The sequence below is a fragment of the Pseudomonas sp. ok266 genome (assembly GCF_900110195.1).
Lineage (GTDB): Bacteria > Pseudomonadota > Gammaproteobacteria > Pseudomonadales > Pseudomonadaceae > Aquipseudomonas > Aquipseudomonas neuropathica.
In genome coordinates, this window is sequence record NZ_FOCU01000015.1 from 167,256 (window position 1) to 185,906 (window position 18,651).

Genomic DNA, 18,651 nt, shown 5'->3' on the forward strand with positions numbered 1-18,651 from the left:
GCCGCTAGAATCCTGTATCTATATTGATGGCAAACCGCCTGCGTGCTCACGCAGGCGGTTTTGTTTTCTGTCCATCGGCAGAAAAAGCCGCAGCCAGATCAGGATGTTCTGCTTATGACGATGTCGGCCCGCCTCACGTTGATGTTCTTCGCAGCGCTGCTCAGCGCCTGCGCCAGTCGTACGCCGCCACCTGCGCCGGTGGTTCGCGCTCCGGTCGTATTCGGTCCTTCGCAAGCTTTCTCGCCGGCTGCTGAAGACGTGTTGTTTCGCGCGCTCGGCCTGGTGGGTACGCCGTATCGCTGGGGCGGCAACACGCCGGATTCGGGATTTGATTGCAGCGGATTGATCGGTTTTGTCTATCGTGATGCGGCGGGGATTTCGCTGCCGCGCTCCACGCGCGAGATGATCGTCATGCAGGCGCCGAATGTCGGCAAGGAAGGCTTGCAGACCGGCGACCTGATCTTCTTCGCCACCAATGGCGGCTCGCAGGTCAGTCATGCAGGGATTTACGTCGGGGAAGGGCGCTTCGTGCATGCGCCGGCCACGGGCGGCACGGTGAAGCTGGACAGCCTGTCGAAGGCGTACTGGCAGAAAGCTTATCTGAGTGCCAAGCGGGTGTTGCAGCCGGAGCATCTGGCGCATAACCCGTAATTCAAGTTGCCTAAAAGCTAATGTGTAGGAGTGAGCCTGCTCGCGATGACGGTGTCACATTCAACATCAATGTTGAATGATCGACCGCTATCGCGAGCAGGCTCACTCCTACAGTTGTTTGTGCATGGCGAAAATTATTTGCTGGCCGACACTCGCCACACCTTATTGCCAACATCATCCGCCACCAGCAAACCACCTTGCTGATCGATCACCACGCCTACCGGCCGACCCAAAGCATTCTCGTCCTTGTCGAGGAACCCGGTCAGCACATCCATCGGTTTGCCGCTCGGCTTGCCGCCGGTAAACGGCACGAAAATCACTTTGTAGCCACTGTGCGGTTTGCGATTCCATGAGCCGTGCTGACCAATAAACGCGCCTTCCTTGAACTGCGCCGGCAGCGTGTTGCCCTCGGCGAAGCTCAGGCCCAGTGAGGCGGTGTGCGGCCCGACCGCGTAATCCGGGGCGATGGCTTTGGCCACCAGGTCCGGGTTCTGCGGCGTAACACGCACATCGACATGCTGACCGTAATAACTGAAAGGCCAGCCATAAAACCCACCGTCTTTCACGGAAGTGATGTAGTCCGGCACCAGATCACTGCCGATCTCGTCGCGCTCATTCACCGCTGTCCACAGTGCGCCGCTGGTGGGCTCCCACGCCAGGCCATTGGGGTTGCGGATGCCTGAGGCAAAAATGCGGTGATTGCCGGTCGCCCGATCAACTTCCCAGATCGCCGCGCGACCTTCTTCCTTGTCCAGGCCGTTTTCGCCGACGTTGCTGTTCGAACCTACGGTGACGTACAGCTTGCTGCCGTCCTTGCTGGCAATGACGTTTTTGGTCCAGTGGTGATTCAGTGTCCCGCCCGGCAGATCGGCTACCTTGATTGGCTGCGATTTGATCTCGGTCGCGCCGGGTTCGTAGTTGAAGCGCAGCAGGCGATCGGTATCGGCGACGTACAGATCGTTGCCGACCAGGGTCATGCCGAACGGCGAGTTGAGGTTCTGCAGAAACACCGTGCGGGTCTCGGCGACGCCATCATGATCGGCGTCACGCAGCAAGGTGATGCGGTTCGGACTCGGCACGCCAGCGCCGGCCTTGCCCATGACCTTCTTCATTACCCAGCCACGAATGCCACTGCTGTCATCAGGCTTTGGCGGGGCATTGGTTTCCGCCACGAGCACATCGCCGTTGGGCAGCACATAGAGCCAGCGCGGATGATCGAGGCCTTCGGCAAATGCCGCGACCTGGGTGCCGGCCGCCGCAGTCGGTTTGCCGCCCTCGGGCCAGCCGATCGCCGGGGCGATGTTCACCGTTGGGATCAGGGTCTTGTTCGGTTCGGGCAGCTTGGGTGACGGACCGGTGCCGTCGGTGACTTGCAGGCTGGAGGATTCACCGCAGGCGGCGAGCCCTCCGGCGAAGGCGATGACAAAAACGAGCTGGGGCTTGCGCATTGCTGATCTTCCCTATGAATGCATTCCTAATCATAGAGGAGGGCGCAAGCCCGATGGTTCAACTGCTCAGCCGCGGGCTTCCTTGAACAGCACGGCGATGCCCGGGTGATAGTTGCCGACTTCGCTGCGCAATTTGCGGTAGGCGTAGGGGAAATACCAGGCGACCGCGCAGGTGTGTTCCTTTTGCAGGTCGTCGACCATGTCTTGTAGTTCTTCGGGGCTGGCGCTGTGCTGGGCTTTTTGTGGCGCGACAAACAGGCAGCCGAGCTTAAGATCGCTGGCGTAGCTGATGCGTTTGGCGTCGTTGGTGATGTCCAGCAGGGCTTGAGTCAGATTCAGGTTGGTAACCTTTGGCCAGCGCTGAGTGGCCTGGATAAAGGCGCGGTCTTCGGCACCGGCGAGAAACAGATCGGCGCGGGCATTGCGCTCGCCTTCTTCGTTCTGCTTGCGCGTGGCAGTGTCGTTCAAAGTGACCAGCTCAGCCATCCAGGCTGCGGCCGAGAGCAATCCGAGATTGGCTTTCTCGTCATGCCAGTAAGGGGTGTCGCTGTCGCCGCGCACGGCGTTGTAGCGGTCGATACAGTCAAACCAGCGTTCAAGCACCGGGCGCAGGAATTCCAGGCGCGGGTTGCTGATGATCATGCCTTGCATCGTCATCATCCTTTATTGTTGTAGTGGGCTTTTCGAGAAAAGCATGGCTCTTTGATATCATTTGTATCAGTGTGGCACAAGATTGGCGGCAGATAAGTGATCGGCGGCAGTTATTCGCCCGATGGCCCCCTCTTTAATTGACGCTCCACCCCCAACCCTCTAACCTTCGCGGCTTGTTTCAGGTGCTCTGTGACCTGCGTCGACAGAGTGAAACAGGGAAGCCGGTGAGGGTTGTCTTCGCACGAAGAACCACCACGATCCCGGCGCTGCCCCCGCAACGGTAAATGAGTGAAAACTGCGCCTTGAGCCACTGCCTCGAAAGAAGCGGGAAGGCGCGCAGTCAGGCATGCGCCGCTCATGAGCCCGGAGACCGGCCTGATCCATCCAGCGGCATCACGGTGGGCGATGCCAGGCTTTTTGCCGTCTATTCTTGTGCCTGCCCGCCGTTATCCAGCCTCAACGGAGAGCTCCCCCATGACTGATTCCCCCGAGCGCGACGAACGCCATCTGGCGCGTATGCAGCGCAAAAAAGCCGTGATCGACGAACGCATCGCCAACTCGCCTGACGAGTGTGGCCTGGTGCTGGTGCTGACCGGCAACGGCAAAGGCAAAAGCAGCTCGGCGTTCGGCATGCTCGCCCGTGCCATGGGCCACGGCATGCAGTGCGGCGTGGTGCAGTTCATCAAGGGCCGTAACAGCACCGGTGAGGAGTTGTTCTTCCGGCGCTTCCCCGAGCAAGTGCGCTTCCACGTGATGGGCGAAGGTTTCACTTGGGAAACCCAGGATCGTCAGCGTGACATCGCCGCCGCCGAAGCCGCGTGGGCGGTCTCCCGCGAATTGCTGCGTGATCCGTCGATCGGTCTGGTGGTGCTCGACGAATTGAACATCGCCCTCAAGCACGGCTACCTCGATCTCGATCAGGTGCTCAGCGATCTGCAGGCGCGTCCGCCGATGCAGCATGTGATCGTCACCGGTCGCGCGGCCAAGCCGGAAATGATCGAGATGGGCGACACGGTCACCGAAATGGGCATGCTCAAACATGCCTTCCAGGCCGGCATCAAAGCGCAGAAAGGCGTCGAACTTTGAATCAACCACGTCACTGCCCGGCGGTACTCATCGCCGCGCCGGCCTCCGGTCAGGGCAAGACCACCGTCACCGCCGCGCTCGCCCGTTTGCATCGCAATCAGGGGCGCAAGGTGCGCGTGTTCAAATGCGGGCCGGACTTTCTCGATCCGATGATTCTCGAGCGCGCCAGCGGTGCGCCGGTGTATCAACTGGACATGTGGATGGTCGGCGAGCAGGAAAGTCGTCGTCTGTTGTGGGAAGCCGCCGCCGAGGCGGATCTGATTCTGATTGAAGGCGTGATGGGCCTGTTCGACGGCACGCCGTCCAGTGCCGATCTGGCGCGGCACTTCGGCGTGCCGGTGCTCGGGGTGATTGATGGGACGGCGATGGCGCAGACCTTTGGTGCGCTGGCGCTCGGCTTGGCCAAGTATCAGCCAGATCTGCCGTTTGCCGGTGTGTTGGCCAACCGCGTTGGCACCTTGCGCCATGCGCAGTTGCTCGAAGGTAGCCTCACCGAAGGTCTGCGCTGGTACGGCGCGTTGTCCCGCGAAACCGGTATCGAACTGCCGAGCCGCCATCTCGGTCTGGTCCAGGCCAGTGAATTGAATGACCTCGATGTGCGTCTCGACGCCGCCGCCGATGCATTGGCCAGCAGTTGTGAGGTAGCGCTGCCACCGGCGGTGGAGTTTGCCGCACCGGACGTGATCGCTGTCGAGCCGTTGCTGAAGAATGTGCGGATTGCCGTCGCCCGTGATGAAGCGTTTGCTTTCACCTACGGCGCGAGTCTCGATCTGTTGCGGGCGATGGGCGCCGAGTTGAGTTTCTTCTCGCCGATCCGCGACACGCAATTGCCTGAAGCGGACAGCCTGTATTTGCCCGGTGGGTATCCGGAACTGCACCACGTTGCGTTGTCGCAGAACACTGCGATGTGTGAGGCGATTCGCGCGCATCACGCGGCGGGTAAGCCGTTGCTCGCCGAGTGTGGTGGGATGCTGTACCTGCTCGATTCGTTGACTGACGTTGAAGGCACCCGCGCTGAATTGGTCGGGCTGCTTAAGGGCGATGCGGTGATGCAGAAGCGTCTGGCGGCGTTGGCGTTGCAAGCGGTGGATCTGCCGGAAGGTTCGTTGCGCGGGCACACTTATCATCATTCGTTGACGACTACCGAACTGGCGCCGATTGCGCGGGGTTTGAGTCCGAATGGTGGGCGCGGTGCCGAGGCGGTTTATCGGGAAGGGCGGATGACGGCTTCTTATGTGCACTTCTATTTCCCGTCGAATCCGGCGGCTGTCGCTGCACTGTTTGCGCCTGATTCCGAAGGCGCCTTCGCGAGCAGGCTCGCTCCCACAATTGAAACGGTGGTGACTGAAGCAATGCAATCCCCTGTGGGAGCGAGCTTGCTCGCGAAAGGGCCATGACCGACAACACATTCTCCGAAGCCGAGCGCGAAGCGGTTTATAGAGCCATTGCCGAACGCCGCGACATGCGCCACTTCACCGGCGGCAGCGTCGAACCGGAGCTGTTGCGCCGACTACTGGAAGCCGCCCACCAGGCCCCAAGCGTCGGCCTGATGCAGCCCTGGCGTTTCATCCGCATCAGCGACCGCAGCCTGCGCGGGCAGATCCAGAATCTGGTGGAAGAAGAACGCATCCGCACAGCCGAAGCCCTCGGCGAGCGCAGTGACGAGTTCATGAAGCTCAAGGTCGAAGGCATCAATGATTGCGCCGAAGTGCTGGTCGCCGCGTTGATGGATGATCGCGAAAAGCACATTTTCGGTCGCCGTACATTGCCGGAAATGGACATGGCCTCGCTGTCCTGCGCGATCCAGAATCTGTGGCTGGCCTCGCGCGCCGAAGGCCTGGGCATGGGCTGGGTCTCGCTTTTCGAGCCGCAAGCGTTGGCGGATCTGCTGAAGCTGCCCGAGGGTGCCAAGCCACTGGCGGTTTTATGCCTGGGGCCGGTCAAGGAATTCTATCCAGCGCCGATGCTGGTACTCGAAGGGTGGGCGCAGGCGCGGCCGCTCAATGAGTTGCTGTACGAAAATTATTGGGGAGTGAGTCAATGAGTGTGGCGTTGTTGAGTGTCGCCGCAGTGGCGCTGGATGCGCTGTTGGGTGAACCGAAACGCTGGCATCCGCTGGTGGCGTTCGGCAATTTCGCCGGGCGCATCGAGCAACGCTTCAACGCTGGTGGCCGGGGTTGGCGCAGCCATGGGGTCACTGCGTGGGTGATCGCGGTGCTGCCGCTGACCTTGCTCGCCACGGCGTTTTCCTGGGCGCCATACGTGGGCTGGGTCGTCGAGATTCTCGCGCTGTATTGCGCCCTCGGCATGCGCAGCCTCGGTGAACATGTCGCGCCGGTCGCCGCCGCGTTGCGCGCGGATGATCTGGACGAGGCGCGCAAGCGTGTCGGCTATCTGGTCAGCCGCCAGACCGATGAACTCGACAGCACCGCCGTCGCCCGCGCCGCCACCGAGTCGGTGCTGGAAAACGGCAGCGATGCGGTGTTTGCCGCGCTGTTCTGGTTTGTCGTGGCGGGTGCGCCGGGCGTGGTCCTCTATCGCTTGAGCAACACGCTCGATGCGATGTGGGGCTATCGCAACGAACGCTTTGAGCGTTTCGGTTGGGCAGCAGCAAAAATCGACGACGTGTTGAACTACATTCCTGCGCGTCTGGTGGCATTGACCTACGCGCTGCTGGGTAAAACCCGACTCGCGCTGAAGTGCTGGCGCGCGCAGGCGCCGAAGTGGGACAGCCCCAACGCTGGCCCGGTGATGGCTGCCGGGGCCGGTGCCTTGGGCGTGGAGCTGGGCGGCCCGGCGATCTATCACGGCGAACTTCACGACCGTCCGCAACTCGGCGAAGGCGCTCCAGCGGATGCCGATTCCATCGACCGTGGCTGGCAATTGGTCCAGCGCGGGGTATGGTTATGGCTGCTGATTCTCTGCGTGGGAGCTGAATTCTATGCTTGAGCACGGTGGCCGGCTGCGCAAGGCTGCACACGATTACGGCATTGCCGAGGCGGACTGGCTCGACCTGTCCAGCGGCCTCGCGCCGTGGCCATTTCCGATCCCGGAAATCCCGCTGCGCGCCTGGGCGCGCTTGCCGGAAACCGATGACGGTCTGGAGCAAGCCGCGTGCGATTACTACGGTGCCGCGCAAGTGCTGCCGGTGGCCGGTTCGCAGATGGCCATCCAGTTGCTGCCGCGTTTGCGCCGGGCCGGCAAGGTCGGCGTGTTGTCGCCGTGTTATGCCGAACACGCCGAAGCGTGGCGGCGCAGTGGTTACATCGTGCGCGAAGTGCTGGAGCAGGAAGTCGAATTCTTTCTCGACAGCCTCGACGTGCTGGTGGTGGTCAACCCGAACAATCCGACCGGCTTGAGCCTGACCCCGGCACGATTGCTCGACTGGCACGCGCGGCTCGCCCGGCGTGGTGGCTGGCTGGTGGTCGATGAAGCCTTCATGGACAACACACCGCAGTTGAGCCTGGCCCCGCATGCCCATCAAGTCGGGCTGATTGTGTTGCGCTCGTTCGGCAAGTTTTTCGGTCTGGCCGGGGTGCGTCTGGGCTTTGTCCTGGCCGAACGCAAGTTGCTCAAACTGCTCGCTGAACAGGTTGGGCCATGGGCGGTGAGCGGGCCAACCCGAGTGCTTGGCCAGGTGTGCCTGCAAGACACCGAAGGCCACACCCGCCAACGCATTCGCAGCGATGAGGCCAGCGAACGATTGGCAACGCTGCTTGAGCGCTACGGCTTCAAGCCCCAGGGCGGTTGCGCGCTGTTCCAGTGGCTGATCACCGAGCATGCCGAAACGCTGCACGCATTCATGGCCCGTCGCGGCATCCTCCTGCGCATTTTCACCCACAACAGCAGTCTGCGTTTTGGTCTGCCCGCCGATGCGACTGAAGAGACGCGCCTCGAACAGGCTTTGATAGCCTTCACCAAGGACCACCCATGACCACCCTGATGGTGCAAGGCACCACTTCCGACGCCGGCAAAAGCACACTGGTGACGGCGTTGTGCCGCTGGGCAACTCGTCAGGGCGTTGCGGTCGTACCATTCAAGCCGCAGAACATGGCGCTCAACAGTGCCGTGACCGCTGATGGCGGTGAGATTGGCCGCGCGCAAGCGGTGCAGGCGCAAGCTGCTCATCTCGAACCGCACACTGACATGAACCCGGTGCTGCTCAAGCCGAACAGCGACACTGGCGCGCAAGTGATCATCCATGGTCGTGCCGTCACCACGATGAACGCGGTTGCCTACCACGACTACAAAGCCATCGCGATGCAAGCCGTGCTGGCCTCGCATGAACGACTCCGTGCCGCGTATCCGCTGGTGATGGTCGAAGGCGCGGGCTCACCGGCGGAGATCAATCTGCGTGCCGGTGATATCGCCAACATGGGTTTTGCCGAAGCGGTGGATTGCCCGGTGTTGCTGATTGCCGACATCAATCGCGGCGGGGTTTTTGCCCATCTGGTCGGCACCCTCGAACTGCTGTCGCCGAGCGAGCAGGCACGGATCAAAGGTTTCATCATCAACCGTTTTCGCGGCGACATCGCTTTGCTGCAACCGGGCCTTGACTGGCTGGAACAGCGCACCGGCAAACCGGTGGTCGGCGTGTTGCCCTACGTGATGGATCTGCATCTGGAGGCCGAGGACGGCATCGATCAGCGCCAGACCGACAAGGCCGAACAAGTGCTGAAAGTGGTGGTGCCGGTGCTGCCGCGCATCAGCAATCACACTGACTTCGATCCGTTGCGCTTGCATCCGCAGGTTGATCTGCAATTCGTCGGCCCGGGGCAGGCGATCCCTGCTGCCGATCTGATCATCCTGCCGGGCTCGAAAAGCGTGCGCAGCGATCTGGCCTATTTGCGTGCCAATGGCTGGGATACCGCGATCAATCGGCATCTGCGTTACGGCGGCAAAGTGCTGGGGATTTGCGGTGGTCTGCAGATGCTCGGTGAGCAGGTGCATGATCCGCTCGGCCTCGAAGGTGCGCCGGGTACGAGTGCCGGTTTGGGTTTGCTGGCGTTCGACACCACGCTTGAAGCCGAGAAGCAGTTGCGCAATGTGCGTGGGCGGCTGGCGCTGGAAAATGCCGAAGTCAGTGGCTATGAAATTCATGCGGGCGTGACCACGGGAGCGGCGCTGGAGAACGCAGCGGTGCATCTTGAAGACGGCCGTTGCGACGGTGCGCAGAGCGCTGACGGGCAGGTGTTTGGCACGTATCTACATGGCTTGTTTGAATCGCCGACGGCGAGTGCAGCGTTGCTGCGCTGGGCCGGGTTGAGCGATGTGCAGCAGGTGGATTATCACGGCTTGCGCGAGCGTGATATCGAGCGCTTGGCGGATCTGGTGGAGAAGCATCTGGATACCGGCTTGTTGCGTCAGCTCTGTGGGATTTAAGGTGCTTGTGCTGGCCTCTTCGCGAGCAAGCTCGCTCCCACAGTGAATGCGGTTAACCATACATTTTGAGTACAACTCATAACCCTGTGGGAGCGAGCTTGCTCGCGAAGGGGCCAGTTGCCTCAACCCATAATTCTGTGGATAAAACCATGCTCCAACTGATCCTCGGCGGCGCCCGCTCCGGCAAAAGTCGTCTGGCCGAAAAACTCGCCAGCGATAGCGGCCTGGCGGTGACCTATATCGCCACCAGCCAGCCCCTCGATGGCGAGATGAGCGACCGCGTCGCCCACCACCGCGCGCGCCGTCCCGTCGAATGGGCGCTGATCGAAGAGCCGCTCGAATTGGCCCGCGTCCTGCGCGAATCCGCCAGCGCCGAGCGTTGCCTGTTGGTCGATTGCCTGACCCTGTGGCTGACCAATCTGCTGATGCTCGATGACGCCGAACGTCTCGCCGCTGAGCGCGAAGCCCTGCTCGAATGCCTGGCCTTGCTGCCGGGGGAAATCATTTTTGTCAGCAACGAGACCGGAATGGGTGTCGTGCCGCTGGGCGAATTGACTCGCCGCTACGTCGATGAAGCCGGTTGGCTGCATCAAGCTCTGGCTGAGCGCTGTCAGCGTGTTGTCCTGACCGTCGCCGGCCTGCCCCTGACTCTGAAAGGACCTGCGTTATGACTCAAACCTGGTGGCTGAACCCGTGCAAACCGGTCGATCTGAACGTCGTTGAACAAGCGACGGCGCGGCAACAGCAACTGACCAAACCGGCAGGTTCGCTGGGGCGTCTGGAATCGGTTGCGGTGCAACTGGCCGGTCTGCAAGGCCAGGTCAAACCGACGCTCTCGCAAGTGTGGATCGCGATTTTTGCCGGTGATCACGGCGTAGTCGCTGAAGGTGTTTCGGCGTTCCCTCAGGAAGTCACCGGGCAGATGCTGCTCAACTTTGTCAGCGGCGGTGCGGCGATCAGTGTGTTGGCGCGGCAGCTCGGTGCGCAGCTGGAAGTGGTTGATCTGGGCACGGTGAATCCAGCGCTGAACCTGGCGGGTGTGCGCCACTTGAATATCGGCCCGGGCACGGCCAACTTCGTGCGGGGCGCGGCGATGACTCAGGCTCAAGGCGAGCTGGCGTTGCAGGCCGGTCGCGACAGTCTGCTGCGGGCGAAAGCCGCAGGCGCACAGTTGTTCATCGGTGGCGAAATGGGCATCGGCAACACCACCGCCGCCAGCGCCTTGGCCTGTGCCTTGCTCGATTGCCCGGTGGCACATCTGACCGGTCCCGGCACCGGGCTGAATGCCGAAGGTGTCAGCCATAAAGCGCAAGTGATCGAGCGCGCATTGGCGTTGCACGTCGCGCAACGTGGCGATGCCTTGCAGACCCTGTTCAATCTTGGTGGTTTTGAAATTGCGGCGCTGGTCGGCGCGTATCTGGCGGCGGCTCAAGAAGGCGTTGCAGTATTGGTCGACGGCTTTATCTGCACGGTCGCTGCGCTGGTTGCGGTGCGCTTGAATCCGGACTGCCGCGAGTGGTTGTTGTTCGGTCACCGGGGCGCCGAGCCGGGCCATCGCCATGTGCTGGAAACGCTGAAAGCTGAGCCGTTGCTGGAACTCGGTCTGCGTCTGGGTGAGGGCAGTGGCGCCGCGTTGGCGGTGCCGTTGTTGCGTCTTGCCTGCGATCTGCACGGGCAGATGGCGACGTTCGCCGAAGCGGCGGTGGCGGATCGTCCGGCATGACCCTGCAACTGGATCTGTTGCGTCATGGTGAAACTGAACTCGGCGGCGGTTTGCGCGGCAGCCTCGACGATGCGCTGACCGAACAGGGTTGGGCGCAGATGCGTGCGGCGGTAGTCGAAGGCGGGCCGTGGCAGCGGATTGTCAGTTCGCCGTTGCAGCGTTGTGCGCGCTTCGCCGCCGAACTGGGCGAACAGCTGAGTCTTCCGGTGCAGCTGGACGAGGATCTGCAGGAGCTGCATTTCGGCGCATGGGAAGGGCAGAGCGCAGCGGCGTTGATGGAAACGGACGCCGAGGCCTTAGGGCTGTTCTGGGCTGATCCGTATTCCTTTACGCCACCGCAAGGTGAGCCGGTCAGCGCGTTTGCGGCTCGGGTGTTGGCAGCGGTTGCGCACCTGCACACTGCATACGCCGGGAAGCGGGTTTTGCTGATCAGTCATGGCGGCGTGATGCGTCTGCTGTTGGCGCAAGCGCGAGGGTTGCCACGCGAACAACTGCTCAATGTCGAGGTCGGGCATGGCGCAATGTTTGCGCTGACGGTCGAGGTTGACGGTTCACTCAAGGAAGGTCACTGACATGTTGCCGCTGTGGATCGCCCTGCAATTTCTCAGCAGCCTGCCGATTCGCCTGTCGGGGATGCCCGAGCCGGAACAGCTTGGGCGATCGTTGCTGTTTTATCCGCTGGTGGGGCTGTTGTTCGGGCTGATCCTGTGGGCGCTGAATCTCGCCTTGAGCGGTGCGCCGTTGTTGCTGCATGCGGCATTGCTGTTGACGGTTTGGGTGGTGCTCAGCGGCGCACTTCATCTGGATGGTCTGGCTGACAGCGCCGATGCCTGGCTCGGTGGTTTTGGTGATCGCGAGCGTACGTTGACGATCATGAAAGACCCGCGCAGCGGGCCGATTGCGGTAGTGACGCTGGTGCTGGTGTTGCTGCTCAAGTTTGCTGCACTGCTGGCGCTGATCGAGCAAGGGCATGGGCTGATGTTGATCATTGTGCCGCTGCTCGGGCGGGCGGCGCTGTTGGGGTTGTTTCTGACGACGCCGTATGTGCGTGCGGGCGGGTTGGGGCAGGCGTTGGCGGATCATCTGCCGCGCAAGGCCGGGTGGCGGGTACTGGGCTTGAGTGCGCTGGGCTGCGTGTTGATCGCCGGGTTTGGCGCCGTTGTTGCGTTGGTGATTTCGGTCGTTGTGTTTGTCTGGCTGCGGCAAGTGATGATGCGGCGGTTGGGCGGGACGACGGGCGATACGGCGGGGGCGTTGCTGGAATTGCTGGAGATGGTGGTGTTGGTTGGATTGGTTTTGATCTGACAGTTTTGGATTGTCTGTGCTGGCCTCTTCGCGAGCAGGCTCGCTCCCACAGGGGATCGCATTGCAAATGTAGGAGTGAGCTTGCTCGCGAAGGCGGTTTGTCAGGCAGCACAAATGTTATGGGTAAACTCATCTGTAACTTGATTTAACATAGTCGCGGGTATATACACGCATCATGCTTCCTTCTCAGTGTTTGTGCACCAACCTGCGTCGCGCCGCTCGTGGCGTCAGCAGGCATTACGACGGCGCTCTCGACGGCTTCGGGATCAACGTTGCCCAGTATTCTTTACTGTGCAATCTGCAGCGTCTGGATCAACCGAGCATTTCCGAACTCGCCGAGGCGATGGGTCTGGACCGCAGCACCCTCGGGCGCAATCTGCGGGTATTGGAAGGCGAGGGGCTGGTGGCGCTGGCCGAAGGCGAGGACATGCGCAACCGTATCGTCAAACTCACCGAGACCGGCGTGCAACGCCTGGCAGCGGCACTGCCGGCCTGGGAAGCAGCGCAGCAGCGGTTGATTGACCGACTGGGCGCCGAGAAGCGTGAAACCTTGCTCAGATTGCTGGATGAACTGGCCTGAGGCCGGTTTTTTCCAAACTCAAGCGGGTATATACCCGCAAGCGGAGAATAACAATGACATCGATGTGGCGTACGTGCGGTTGGGTGTTGCTGGGGAGTGCGCTGATCCTGGCGCTGTCATTGGGCGTGCGGCACGGCTTCGGGTTGTTTCTGTCACCGATGAGCGCTCAGTTCGGCTGGGGGAGAGAGGTGTTCGCCTTCGCCATTGCCTTGCAGAATTTGATCTGGGGCCTGGCGCAACCGTTTACCGGTGCATTGGCTGACCGCTTCGGCGCGGCAAAAGTGGTGCTCGTCGGTGGGGTGCTCTACGCGGTGGGTCTGGTGTGCATGGGCCTGTCTGATTCAGCGGTGACGCTATCACTGAGCGCCGGCCTGCTGATCGGCATTGGTCTGTCCGGCACCTCGTTCTCGGTGATCCTCGGCGTCGTCGGCCGCGCGGTGCCGCCGGAAAAACGCAGCATGGGCATGGGTATCGCCAGCGCCGCCGGTTCTTTCGGCCAGTTCGCCATGTTGCCGGGTACCCTCGGCTTGATTGGCTGGCTCGGCTGGTCGGCGGCGTTGTTGGTATTGGGCTTGCTGGTGGCGCTGATCGTGCCGCTGGTGAGCATGCTCAAGGACAAGCCGTTGCCGGTGCTCGGCCATGAACAAACCCTGTCCGAAGCGTTGCGCGAAGCTTGCTCGCATTCCGGGTTCTGGCTGCTGGCGTTTGGTTTTTTCGTTTGCGGTTTTCAGGTGGTGTTCATCGGTGTGCACTTGCCGGCCTATCTGGTCGATCAGCATCTGCCGGCCAGTGTCGGCACCACGGTGCTGGCGTTGATCGGGCTGTTCAATATCTTCGGCACCTACACCGCCGGCTGGCTCGGCGGACGCATGTCCAAGCCGCGCTTGCTCACCGCGTTGTATCTGCTGCGCGCAGTGGTGATCGTGTTGTTCCTGTGGCTGCCGGTGACGACCACGTCGGCGTACCTGTTTGGCATGGCCATGGGTTTCCTGTGGCTGTCGACGGTGCCGTTGACCAACGGTACGGTGGCGACCTTGTTCGGGGTGCGAAACCTGTCCATGCTCGGTGGCATCGTGTTCCTCTTCCATCAGTTGGGATCGTTTCTTGGCGGCTGGCTGGGCGGGGTGGTGTATGACCGAACCGGGAGTTATGACTTGATCTGGCAAGTGGCGGTTCTGCTGAGCCTGCTGGCAGCCGCGCTGAACTGGCCGGTGCGTGAGCGTCCGGTCGCACGCCTGCAAGCCGCAGCGAGCGCCGCATGAGCCGATTCTGGCGACGATTGGCCATCACGGCACTCGGCGCCGCTGTGCTGGCGCTGGTGTGGTGGGGCTGGCAGCAGGGCGGTCTGGCCTTGATGCAGTTGGGCATGAGCATTTGCTAGAAGCGGGCATGACGAGTAACGTCGAATCCTGAACGACTGCTCAAGGATGCTCGACATGCTGATGCGCTGGTGTGCTGTTCCCGCGTTGCTGATGGCGTTGACTGGTCTGGCCCAGGCTGCCGACTGTCCCGAATTGCTGCAAGGCTCGCTACCCAAGTTGCGAGCCAAGGAATCCATTGATCTGTGCCAGCAATACGCCGACAAGCCGCTGGTGGTGGTCAACACTGCCAGTTTCTGCGGTTTTGCGCCGCAGTTCGAAGGTCTTGAGGCGCTGCATAAGCGCTACGAAGGGCAAGGTTTGCAAATGCTCGGGGTGCCTTCCAACGACTTCAAACAGGAGTCCAAGGACAGCGCCGAGACTGCCAAGGTCTGCTACGCCAACTATGGCGTGACGTTCAATATGACCGAGCCACAAAAGGTTCGTGGTGATGACGCTACGCATCTGTTCCAGATATTGGCGGCACAGAGCAGTGCGCCGAAATGGAATTTCTATAAATATGTGGTTGATCGCCAGGGCAAGGTGATCGCCAATTTCTCCAGTCTGACCAAGCCGGATGATCCGGAGTTTATTGCTGCGATCGAGAAGGCTATCGCCTCGAAACCGCTGAAGCCATAGCGCTGTTTTTTGTGGGAGCGAGCCTGGGAAGTGTGTTGTGGTGGTGAGTAAACTCAAGGCAATAAAAAGCCCCGCTTTCTGCAAAGAGAGCGGGGCTTTTTTGTCGGCGAGGGGTTAGCCTCGCCGTGCAGCATCAGAAGCGGTAGGTCGCGCCGACACCGAAACCGTTTGCCGAGTTTTCATACTTGGCGTCGTAGGTCTGACCACGATCGTTTTCGTTACGGATCTTCACCGACTCTTCCTTCAGGTACGAGTAGGCAACGTCGATGGTCAGGTCTTCAGTCGGGCTCCAGCCGGCACCGATGCTGAAGATGGTCCGGTCGCCGGTCGGGATGCGTGGCGAACGGTCGACGTTGTTGGTCGGCGACTGGTCGAAGGTCAGACCGGTACGCAGTACCCATTCCTTGTTCAACTGATACGAAGTACCCACGGCGTACGCCCAGGAGTCGTGCCAGTTCTGGTCTTCGGTGATCTCACCGAACTGACCGGCGAGCAAAGGCTGCACACCAGAGTTCTTGACGGTGATTTTTTCCAGCTGGCTCCAGCGGGTCCAGGTCGAACCGGCATACACGTTCCAGCGATCGTTGATCGCCTGGGTGACCGAGAAGTCGATGGATTCAGGCGTGGTGATCTTCAGCGAAGCATCGTACTTCTGGTTGGCGCCCAGACCGATCGCACCGAGCACACCGTAGTTGACCTTGGTGTTGCCTTCGAGCTTGTAGTCGACTTTCGAGTGGTAAGTCAGACCCAGACGCGTGGTGTCAGTGGCTTGTACCAGCACACCGATGTTGTAGCCCAGCGCGGTGTCGTCACCCTTGATCTTGACCTTGCCGTCCGGGAACGCCGGAGAGATCGACAGGTTGGATTCCAGCGTGCCGTCGATGCGGTTGATGGTCGGACCGAAACCGATCGACACCTTGTCGTTGAAGGCGTAGCTGACAGTTGGCTGGAAAGTGATGACTTGTACTTCGGACTTGCTGCCGAAGTAGCGGCCGGCAAAGTTGTTTTCATAGTCGGTAATCAGGCCGAACGGCACGTAGACGCCGAGGCCGAATGCCCAGTGATCATCGATCGGTTTGACGTAGAAGCCCATAGGTACGGAGGTGAAGGGCACCATGTCGCCTTTGTTGCTGCCACGGTTAGGGCTGGAGCTGGCGTCGCTGATATCGGTTTTTGCATCGAGGAATGCAACACCGCCAGTGACTTGTTCGCGCTTGAGGCGCGACATGCCGGCAGGGTTGCCATAAACAGTGCTTGCGTCGTCGGCAGAAGAAGATCGTCCAGCGTAACCGGTGCCCATCCCGCTGATACTGTGTTCGTTGATGGCAAAGCCAGCTGCGAAGATCTGGGTGGATGCCATGGTAACGGCGAGGCTAAGGGTGGTTTTGAGCATGACTTTTTTCATTATTAGAACTCCTGATGATCACCGGGGCGAAAATTACCAACATTTTCGTCCCAGCGCTATAGTCCGTATGCCTTGATTTAGAGCGGTTTTGTAGGACAATCCGACCAGATTCGCGACCTGTTGGCCGATCTTCTGAAACCGGACGGATCAGCAAGCGATCTGATTCACCGTTGAAACACAGGTGTGCCAGGCGTAAGTGAAGTCACGCAGACGACCTTGGGGTTGAAAGGTCTGACGCCAGATACGCGCCATTCCCAGCAAATCGTTGGAGTCGGGGAGGGTGGGGTTTTGTTCTTCTACCAGCAACCAGGCAATGGCCGTGGCGTAGCGCAGATTGACCGTCAGTTCCAGGTGCGGGCCGGTCAGAAAAGCATGCTGACTGGCGAGGCCGCGAACCAGGCTGGCACGTTCCGGATCGAGCGCCAGATAATCATCCCAAAGTGCCTGGTGGCGATGCTCGGCGATACGGTAGAGACCGTGGCCACGGCGGTCATGCAGGGCGGAACCCAGGGCAGACTGGCTGGCGGCGATGCCCAGCAGGAGAGATTCGGCGGTCGCGCTGTGGCGTCCCAGATAAATCAGCGTAGGACGGATCACGTAGCGGCACAGTTCGCTGGCAGCGATACCCATAAAACCCTCGGTTCTTGTTATTAATGGCGAGTCCTGAAGGGGGCTTGGCAGCTATGGATCGGTTCAGGCTCGCCGCAAGCGGATCATGCCGCTTGAGTTGAAGTGTAGTGTCATATTCGCGACGTAAAGGACTGTTTTTAAAATATTTCCCGCTGCGGGGAATATCCGTTATATCCGATGGTGCTTAGCCGCTGAGGGGTAAAAGCGAAACATCAGGCAATAAAAAGCCCCGCATTGTGTGCGGGGCTTTTGCTTTTGCAGCCTTTTCGGCTCTCAGGCAACCAGTGCCTGACGGGTACGATCGATCACGGCCTGCAGCGGTTCAGCGCTGGAGTACTGATCGGGGTACAGACGCTCGCTGTGGCGGGCGATACCGTGTTCGTTGACCAGTGTGAAGCTGAAGCAGCCTTTGCGAGCGGCCATGATCAGGCAGTTCATTGGTGCAAAAGCGTTGGTTAGGGTGCGAATGGCATCCTGAGTATGGATTTGAGTAGACATAGTTATTAGGTGTTCCTACAAATGACACGGATAAGAACCGTGCAACGTTAAAACGTTCCAGTAACGTCGACCACCATTGGTCGAACGAAGAACCCGACTGGAACAAAGCAGCCAGTTTGAAGCGCTATTAAGTTGGCGCGCTTGGGCTGGCAGGTAGGTACTTAGGAGGGCAGGCATCACAACGAGGGCAAAGGTTCTGGGCCCGGGGTGAAGATCCTGATCAATTTGCAGGTTGGTTCGGTCAGAGTAAGTGTTCTTCGCAACACCCTTCACGTCATTGGAAGGCTGTGTTGTCGCAAGATTTACCTGGAAACCATCGAGGGGTCGTTCCCGCTTTTTTCGGTAGGGCTTCTTGGAAGAAGGCAGACCGTGGGGATGTGTTCGACCGGAATTGACTTTCAGCTTGGTACTAACGCCGCGGATACTAACGGATCGAAACGGGTAAAGCAAACTTCGAGTAGAAAAACATTGCAGAGGCCGATTGAGTCTGCTTTGGGGGGCGCAGAATTGCCCGCATTTGGCGCAGCGCTTGACCGTCGGTCGGTGAAGATTTGTTCATCAAGCCGCGTGCCAGGCCGGTTTATCCCCAGACCGGTTAGCAAAACGACCCGAAAAAGCGCATCGATATAACCGGGTAACAGGTACTTGTGCACATTAGTTGCGCAAGCTGTAACGGCACTGTCATACCAATCCTGACTCCACTGGCTGCCTGCATCGAAAGTTTAAGTCAATGAAAAACATCGCTTTTTTTTGTTGGTGAAAAAATCGTCAGTTTGACTGCGAGCCCCATTCCATAAGGCTTTGCGGCGGTTGGAGGGCGGTTGTCCACTGAGTTATCCACAGCTTCTGTGGATTGTCCCGAGCGCTTGCTCTAGGACGGGCGTGCCGGGTTGTTTTTCGACTTTACCTGTAAGAAAAAGAGAGTAGAGTGGCGCGCCTTCCGATTCGTCCCACAGTGCTTTATGAAGTTTCGCTCAGTATCAGACTCTGTTACCTCACAACCTTCTCCTGTTACCCCGCCCAAGCGATTTTCCGTTCGCGTCGCAGAATGGCTGCTCGACAGCCCGCGCCTGAGCGACAGTCATAATGCCAAGCACATCGCAGGGCGCCTGCTCAAGCAACCGGCGCGTGAAGGCGTAGTGGCTGCGCAAAGCCGTCTCGGTCAGTTGATGTGCCGTGAGTGCGGTAACGCCCGGGATCGTCGCATCGGTCAGGATCTGCTGCGTCAGGCCGCTCGTGCCGGTGACCGTCGTGCGCAACAGGAACTCGGTCTGCTCGAAGACTGAGCTGTCCAA

Annotated in this window: 21 protein-coding genes and 1 riboswitch; of the genes, 16 read left to right on the plus strand and 5 right to left on the minus strand. The window is 60.3% G+C overall.

What is annotated here, in order from left to right:
* The first annotated feature begins 114 nt into the window (after positions 1-114).
* Positions 115-651 (plus strand): C40 family peptidase, encoded by a 537-nt coding sequence (locus BMY54_RS25945; protein WP_093440008.1) that lies wholly within the window; start codon positions 115-117, stop codon positions 649-651.
* A gap of 134 nt (positions 652-785) precedes the next feature.
* Here BMY54_RS25945 and BMY54_RS25950 read toward each other — a convergent pair whose 3' ends face one another.
* Together BMY54_RS25950 and BMY54_RS25955 are read right to left on the minus strand one after the other, a co-directional pair.
* Positions 786-2,099 carry a PQQ-dependent sugar dehydrogenase gene (locus BMY54_RS25950; RefSeq protein ID WP_093440013.1) on the minus strand — a complete coding sequence of 438 codons (1,314 nt, stop codon included), beginning with the start codon at positions 2,097-2,099 and terminating at the stop codon, positions 786-788.
* 66 nt (positions 2,100-2,165) lie between these two features.
* On the minus strand, positions 2,166-2,750 hold the full coding sequence (locus BMY54_RS25955) for a hypothetical protein (RefSeq protein ID WP_093440017.1): 585 nt from the start codon (positions 2,748-2,750) through the stop codon (positions 2,166-2,168).
* A 163-nt stretch (positions 2,751-2,913) separates the two neighbouring features.
* A riboswitch (cobalamin riboswitch) is annotated at positions 2,914-3,144 on the plus strand.
* A gap of 80 nt (positions 3,145-3,224) precedes the next feature.
* Between BMY54_RS25955 and cobO the strand changes: the two genes are divergently transcribed.
* The 14 genes from cobO to BMY54_RS26020 all read left to right on the plus strand — a co-directional run bounded on the left by cobO (position 3,225) and on the right by BMY54_RS26020 (position 14,823).
* The gene (gene cobO, locus BMY54_RS25960; RefSeq protein WP_003223053.1) at positions 3,225-3,836 is read left to right on the plus strand and encodes a cob(I)yrinic acid a,c-diamide adenosyltransferase; all 612 of its coding nucleotides are present in this window, start codon (positions 3,225-3,227) and stop codon (positions 3,834-3,836) included.
* Entirely contained in the window at positions 3,833-5,233 is a 1,401-nt protein-coding gene (locus BMY54_RS25965; RefSeq protein ID WP_093440020.1) for a cobyrinic acid a,c-diamide synthase CobB, read from the plus strand. The genes cobO and BMY54_RS25965 overlap by 4 nt, the downstream gene beginning before the upstream one ends.
* The gene (gene bluB, locus BMY54_RS25970) at positions 5,230-5,880 is read left to right on the plus strand and encodes a 5,6-dimethylbenzimidazole synthase (protein WP_093440025.1); all 651 of its coding nucleotides are present in this window, start codon (positions 5,230-5,232) and stop codon (positions 5,878-5,880) included. Before BMY54_RS25965 ends, bluB begins: the two co-directional genes overlap by 4 nt.
* Positions 5,877-6,785 carry an adenosylcobinamide-phosphate synthase CbiB gene (gene cbiB, locus BMY54_RS25975; RefSeq protein WP_093440029.1) on the plus strand — a complete coding sequence of 303 codons (909 nt, stop codon included), beginning with the start codon at positions 5,877-5,879 and terminating at the stop codon, positions 6,783-6,785. Before bluB ends, cbiB begins: the two co-directional genes overlap by 4 nt.
* Positions 6,778-7,770, plus strand: a complete 993-nt coding sequence (cobD, locus tag BMY54_RS25980) for a threonine-phosphate decarboxylase CobD (protein ID WP_093440034.1) — start codon at positions 6,778-6,780, stop codon at positions 7,768-7,770. Before cbiB ends, cobD begins: the two co-directional genes overlap by 8 nt.
* On the plus strand, positions 7,767-9,218 hold the full coding sequence (locus tag BMY54_RS25985) for a cobyric acid synthase (protein ID WP_093440038.1): 1,452 nt from the start codon (positions 7,767-7,769) through the stop codon (positions 9,216-9,218). Before cobD ends, BMY54_RS25985 begins: the two co-directional genes overlap by 4 nt.
* A gap of 149 nt (positions 9,219-9,367) precedes the next feature.
* On the plus strand, positions 9,368-9,889 hold the full coding sequence (cobU, locus tag BMY54_RS25990) for a bifunctional adenosylcobinamide kinase/adenosylcobinamide-phosphate guanylyltransferase (RefSeq protein ID WP_093440042.1): 522 nt from the start codon (positions 9,368-9,370) through the stop codon (positions 9,887-9,889).
* Complete coding sequence (gene cobT / locus BMY54_RS25995; RefSeq protein ID WP_093440046.1) at positions 9,886-10,941, plus strand: nicotinate-nucleotide--dimethylbenzimidazole phosphoribosyltransferase; 1,056 nt, start codon at positions 9,886-9,888, stop codon at positions 10,939-10,941. Before cobU ends, cobT begins: the two co-directional genes overlap by 4 nt.
* The gene (gene cobC / locus BMY54_RS26000) at positions 10,938-11,513 is read left to right on the plus strand and encodes an alpha-ribazole phosphatase family protein (RefSeq protein WP_093440050.1); all 576 of its coding nucleotides are present in this window, start codon (positions 10,938-10,940) and stop codon (positions 11,511-11,513) included. Before cobT ends, cobC begins: the two co-directional genes overlap by 4 nt.
* A gap of 1 nt (position 11,514) precedes the next feature.
* Positions 11,515-12,246, plus strand: coding sequence for an adenosylcobinamide-GDP ribazoletransferase (locus BMY54_RS26005; RefSeq protein WP_093440055.1), 732 nt, complete (start codon positions 11,515-11,517; stop codon positions 12,244-12,246).
* Positions 12,247-12,421: 175 nt separating this feature from the next.
* Positions 12,422-12,826 carry a MarR family winged helix-turn-helix transcriptional regulator gene (locus tag BMY54_RS26010; protein ID WP_007919794.1) on the plus strand — a complete coding sequence of 135 codons (405 nt, stop codon included), beginning with the start codon at positions 12,422-12,424 and terminating at the stop codon, positions 12,824-12,826.
* Between the two features lie 53 nt (positions 12,827-12,879).
* Complete coding sequence (locus BMY54_RS26015; protein WP_093440060.1) at positions 12,880-14,088, plus strand: MFS transporter; 1,209 nt, start codon at positions 12,880-12,882, stop codon at positions 14,086-14,088.
* Positions 14,085-14,207 carry a hypothetical protein gene (locus BMY54_RS31080; RefSeq protein WP_256573964.1) on the plus strand — a complete coding sequence of 41 codons (123 nt, stop codon included), beginning with the start codon at positions 14,085-14,087 and terminating at the stop codon, positions 14,205-14,207. Before BMY54_RS26015 ends, BMY54_RS31080 begins: the two co-directional genes overlap by 4 nt.
* Before the next feature lie 55 nt (positions 14,208-14,262).
* Positions 14,263-14,823, plus strand: a complete 561-nt coding sequence (locus BMY54_RS26020) for a glutathione peroxidase (protein ID WP_093440065.1) — start codon at positions 14,263-14,265, stop codon at positions 14,821-14,823.
* Positions 14,824-14,956: 133 nt separating this feature from the next.
* Here the strand turns inward: BMY54_RS26020 and BMY54_RS26025 are convergent, their stop codons facing one another.
* The 3 genes from BMY54_RS26025 to BMY54_RS26035 form a co-directional block, all read right to left on the minus strand.
* Entirely contained in the window at positions 14,957-16,228 is a 1,272-nt protein-coding gene (locus BMY54_RS26025) for an OmpP1/FadL family transporter (RefSeq protein ID WP_093440070.1), read from the minus strand.
* 147 nt (positions 16,229-16,375) lie between these two features.
* The gene (locus BMY54_RS26030; RefSeq protein ID WP_093440074.1) at positions 16,376-16,858 is read right to left on the minus strand and encodes a hypothetical protein; all 483 of its coding nucleotides are present in this window, start codon (positions 16,856-16,858) and stop codon (positions 16,376-16,378) included.
* Between the two features lie 273 nt (positions 16,859-17,131).
* Positions 17,132-17,356, minus strand: a complete 225-nt coding sequence (locus tag BMY54_RS26035) for a hypothetical protein (RefSeq protein WP_003214941.1) — start codon at positions 17,354-17,356, stop codon at positions 17,132-17,134.
* A gap of 962 nt (positions 17,357-18,318) precedes the next feature.
* Here BMY54_RS26035 and BMY54_RS26045 point away from each other — a divergent pair.
* Positions 18,319-18,642 carry an SEL1-like repeat protein gene (locus BMY54_RS26045; RefSeq protein ID WP_093440078.1) on the plus strand — a complete coding sequence of 108 codons (324 nt, stop codon included), beginning with the start codon at positions 18,319-18,321 and terminating at the stop codon, positions 18,640-18,642.
* Positions 18,643-18,651 lie beyond the last annotated feature (9 nt).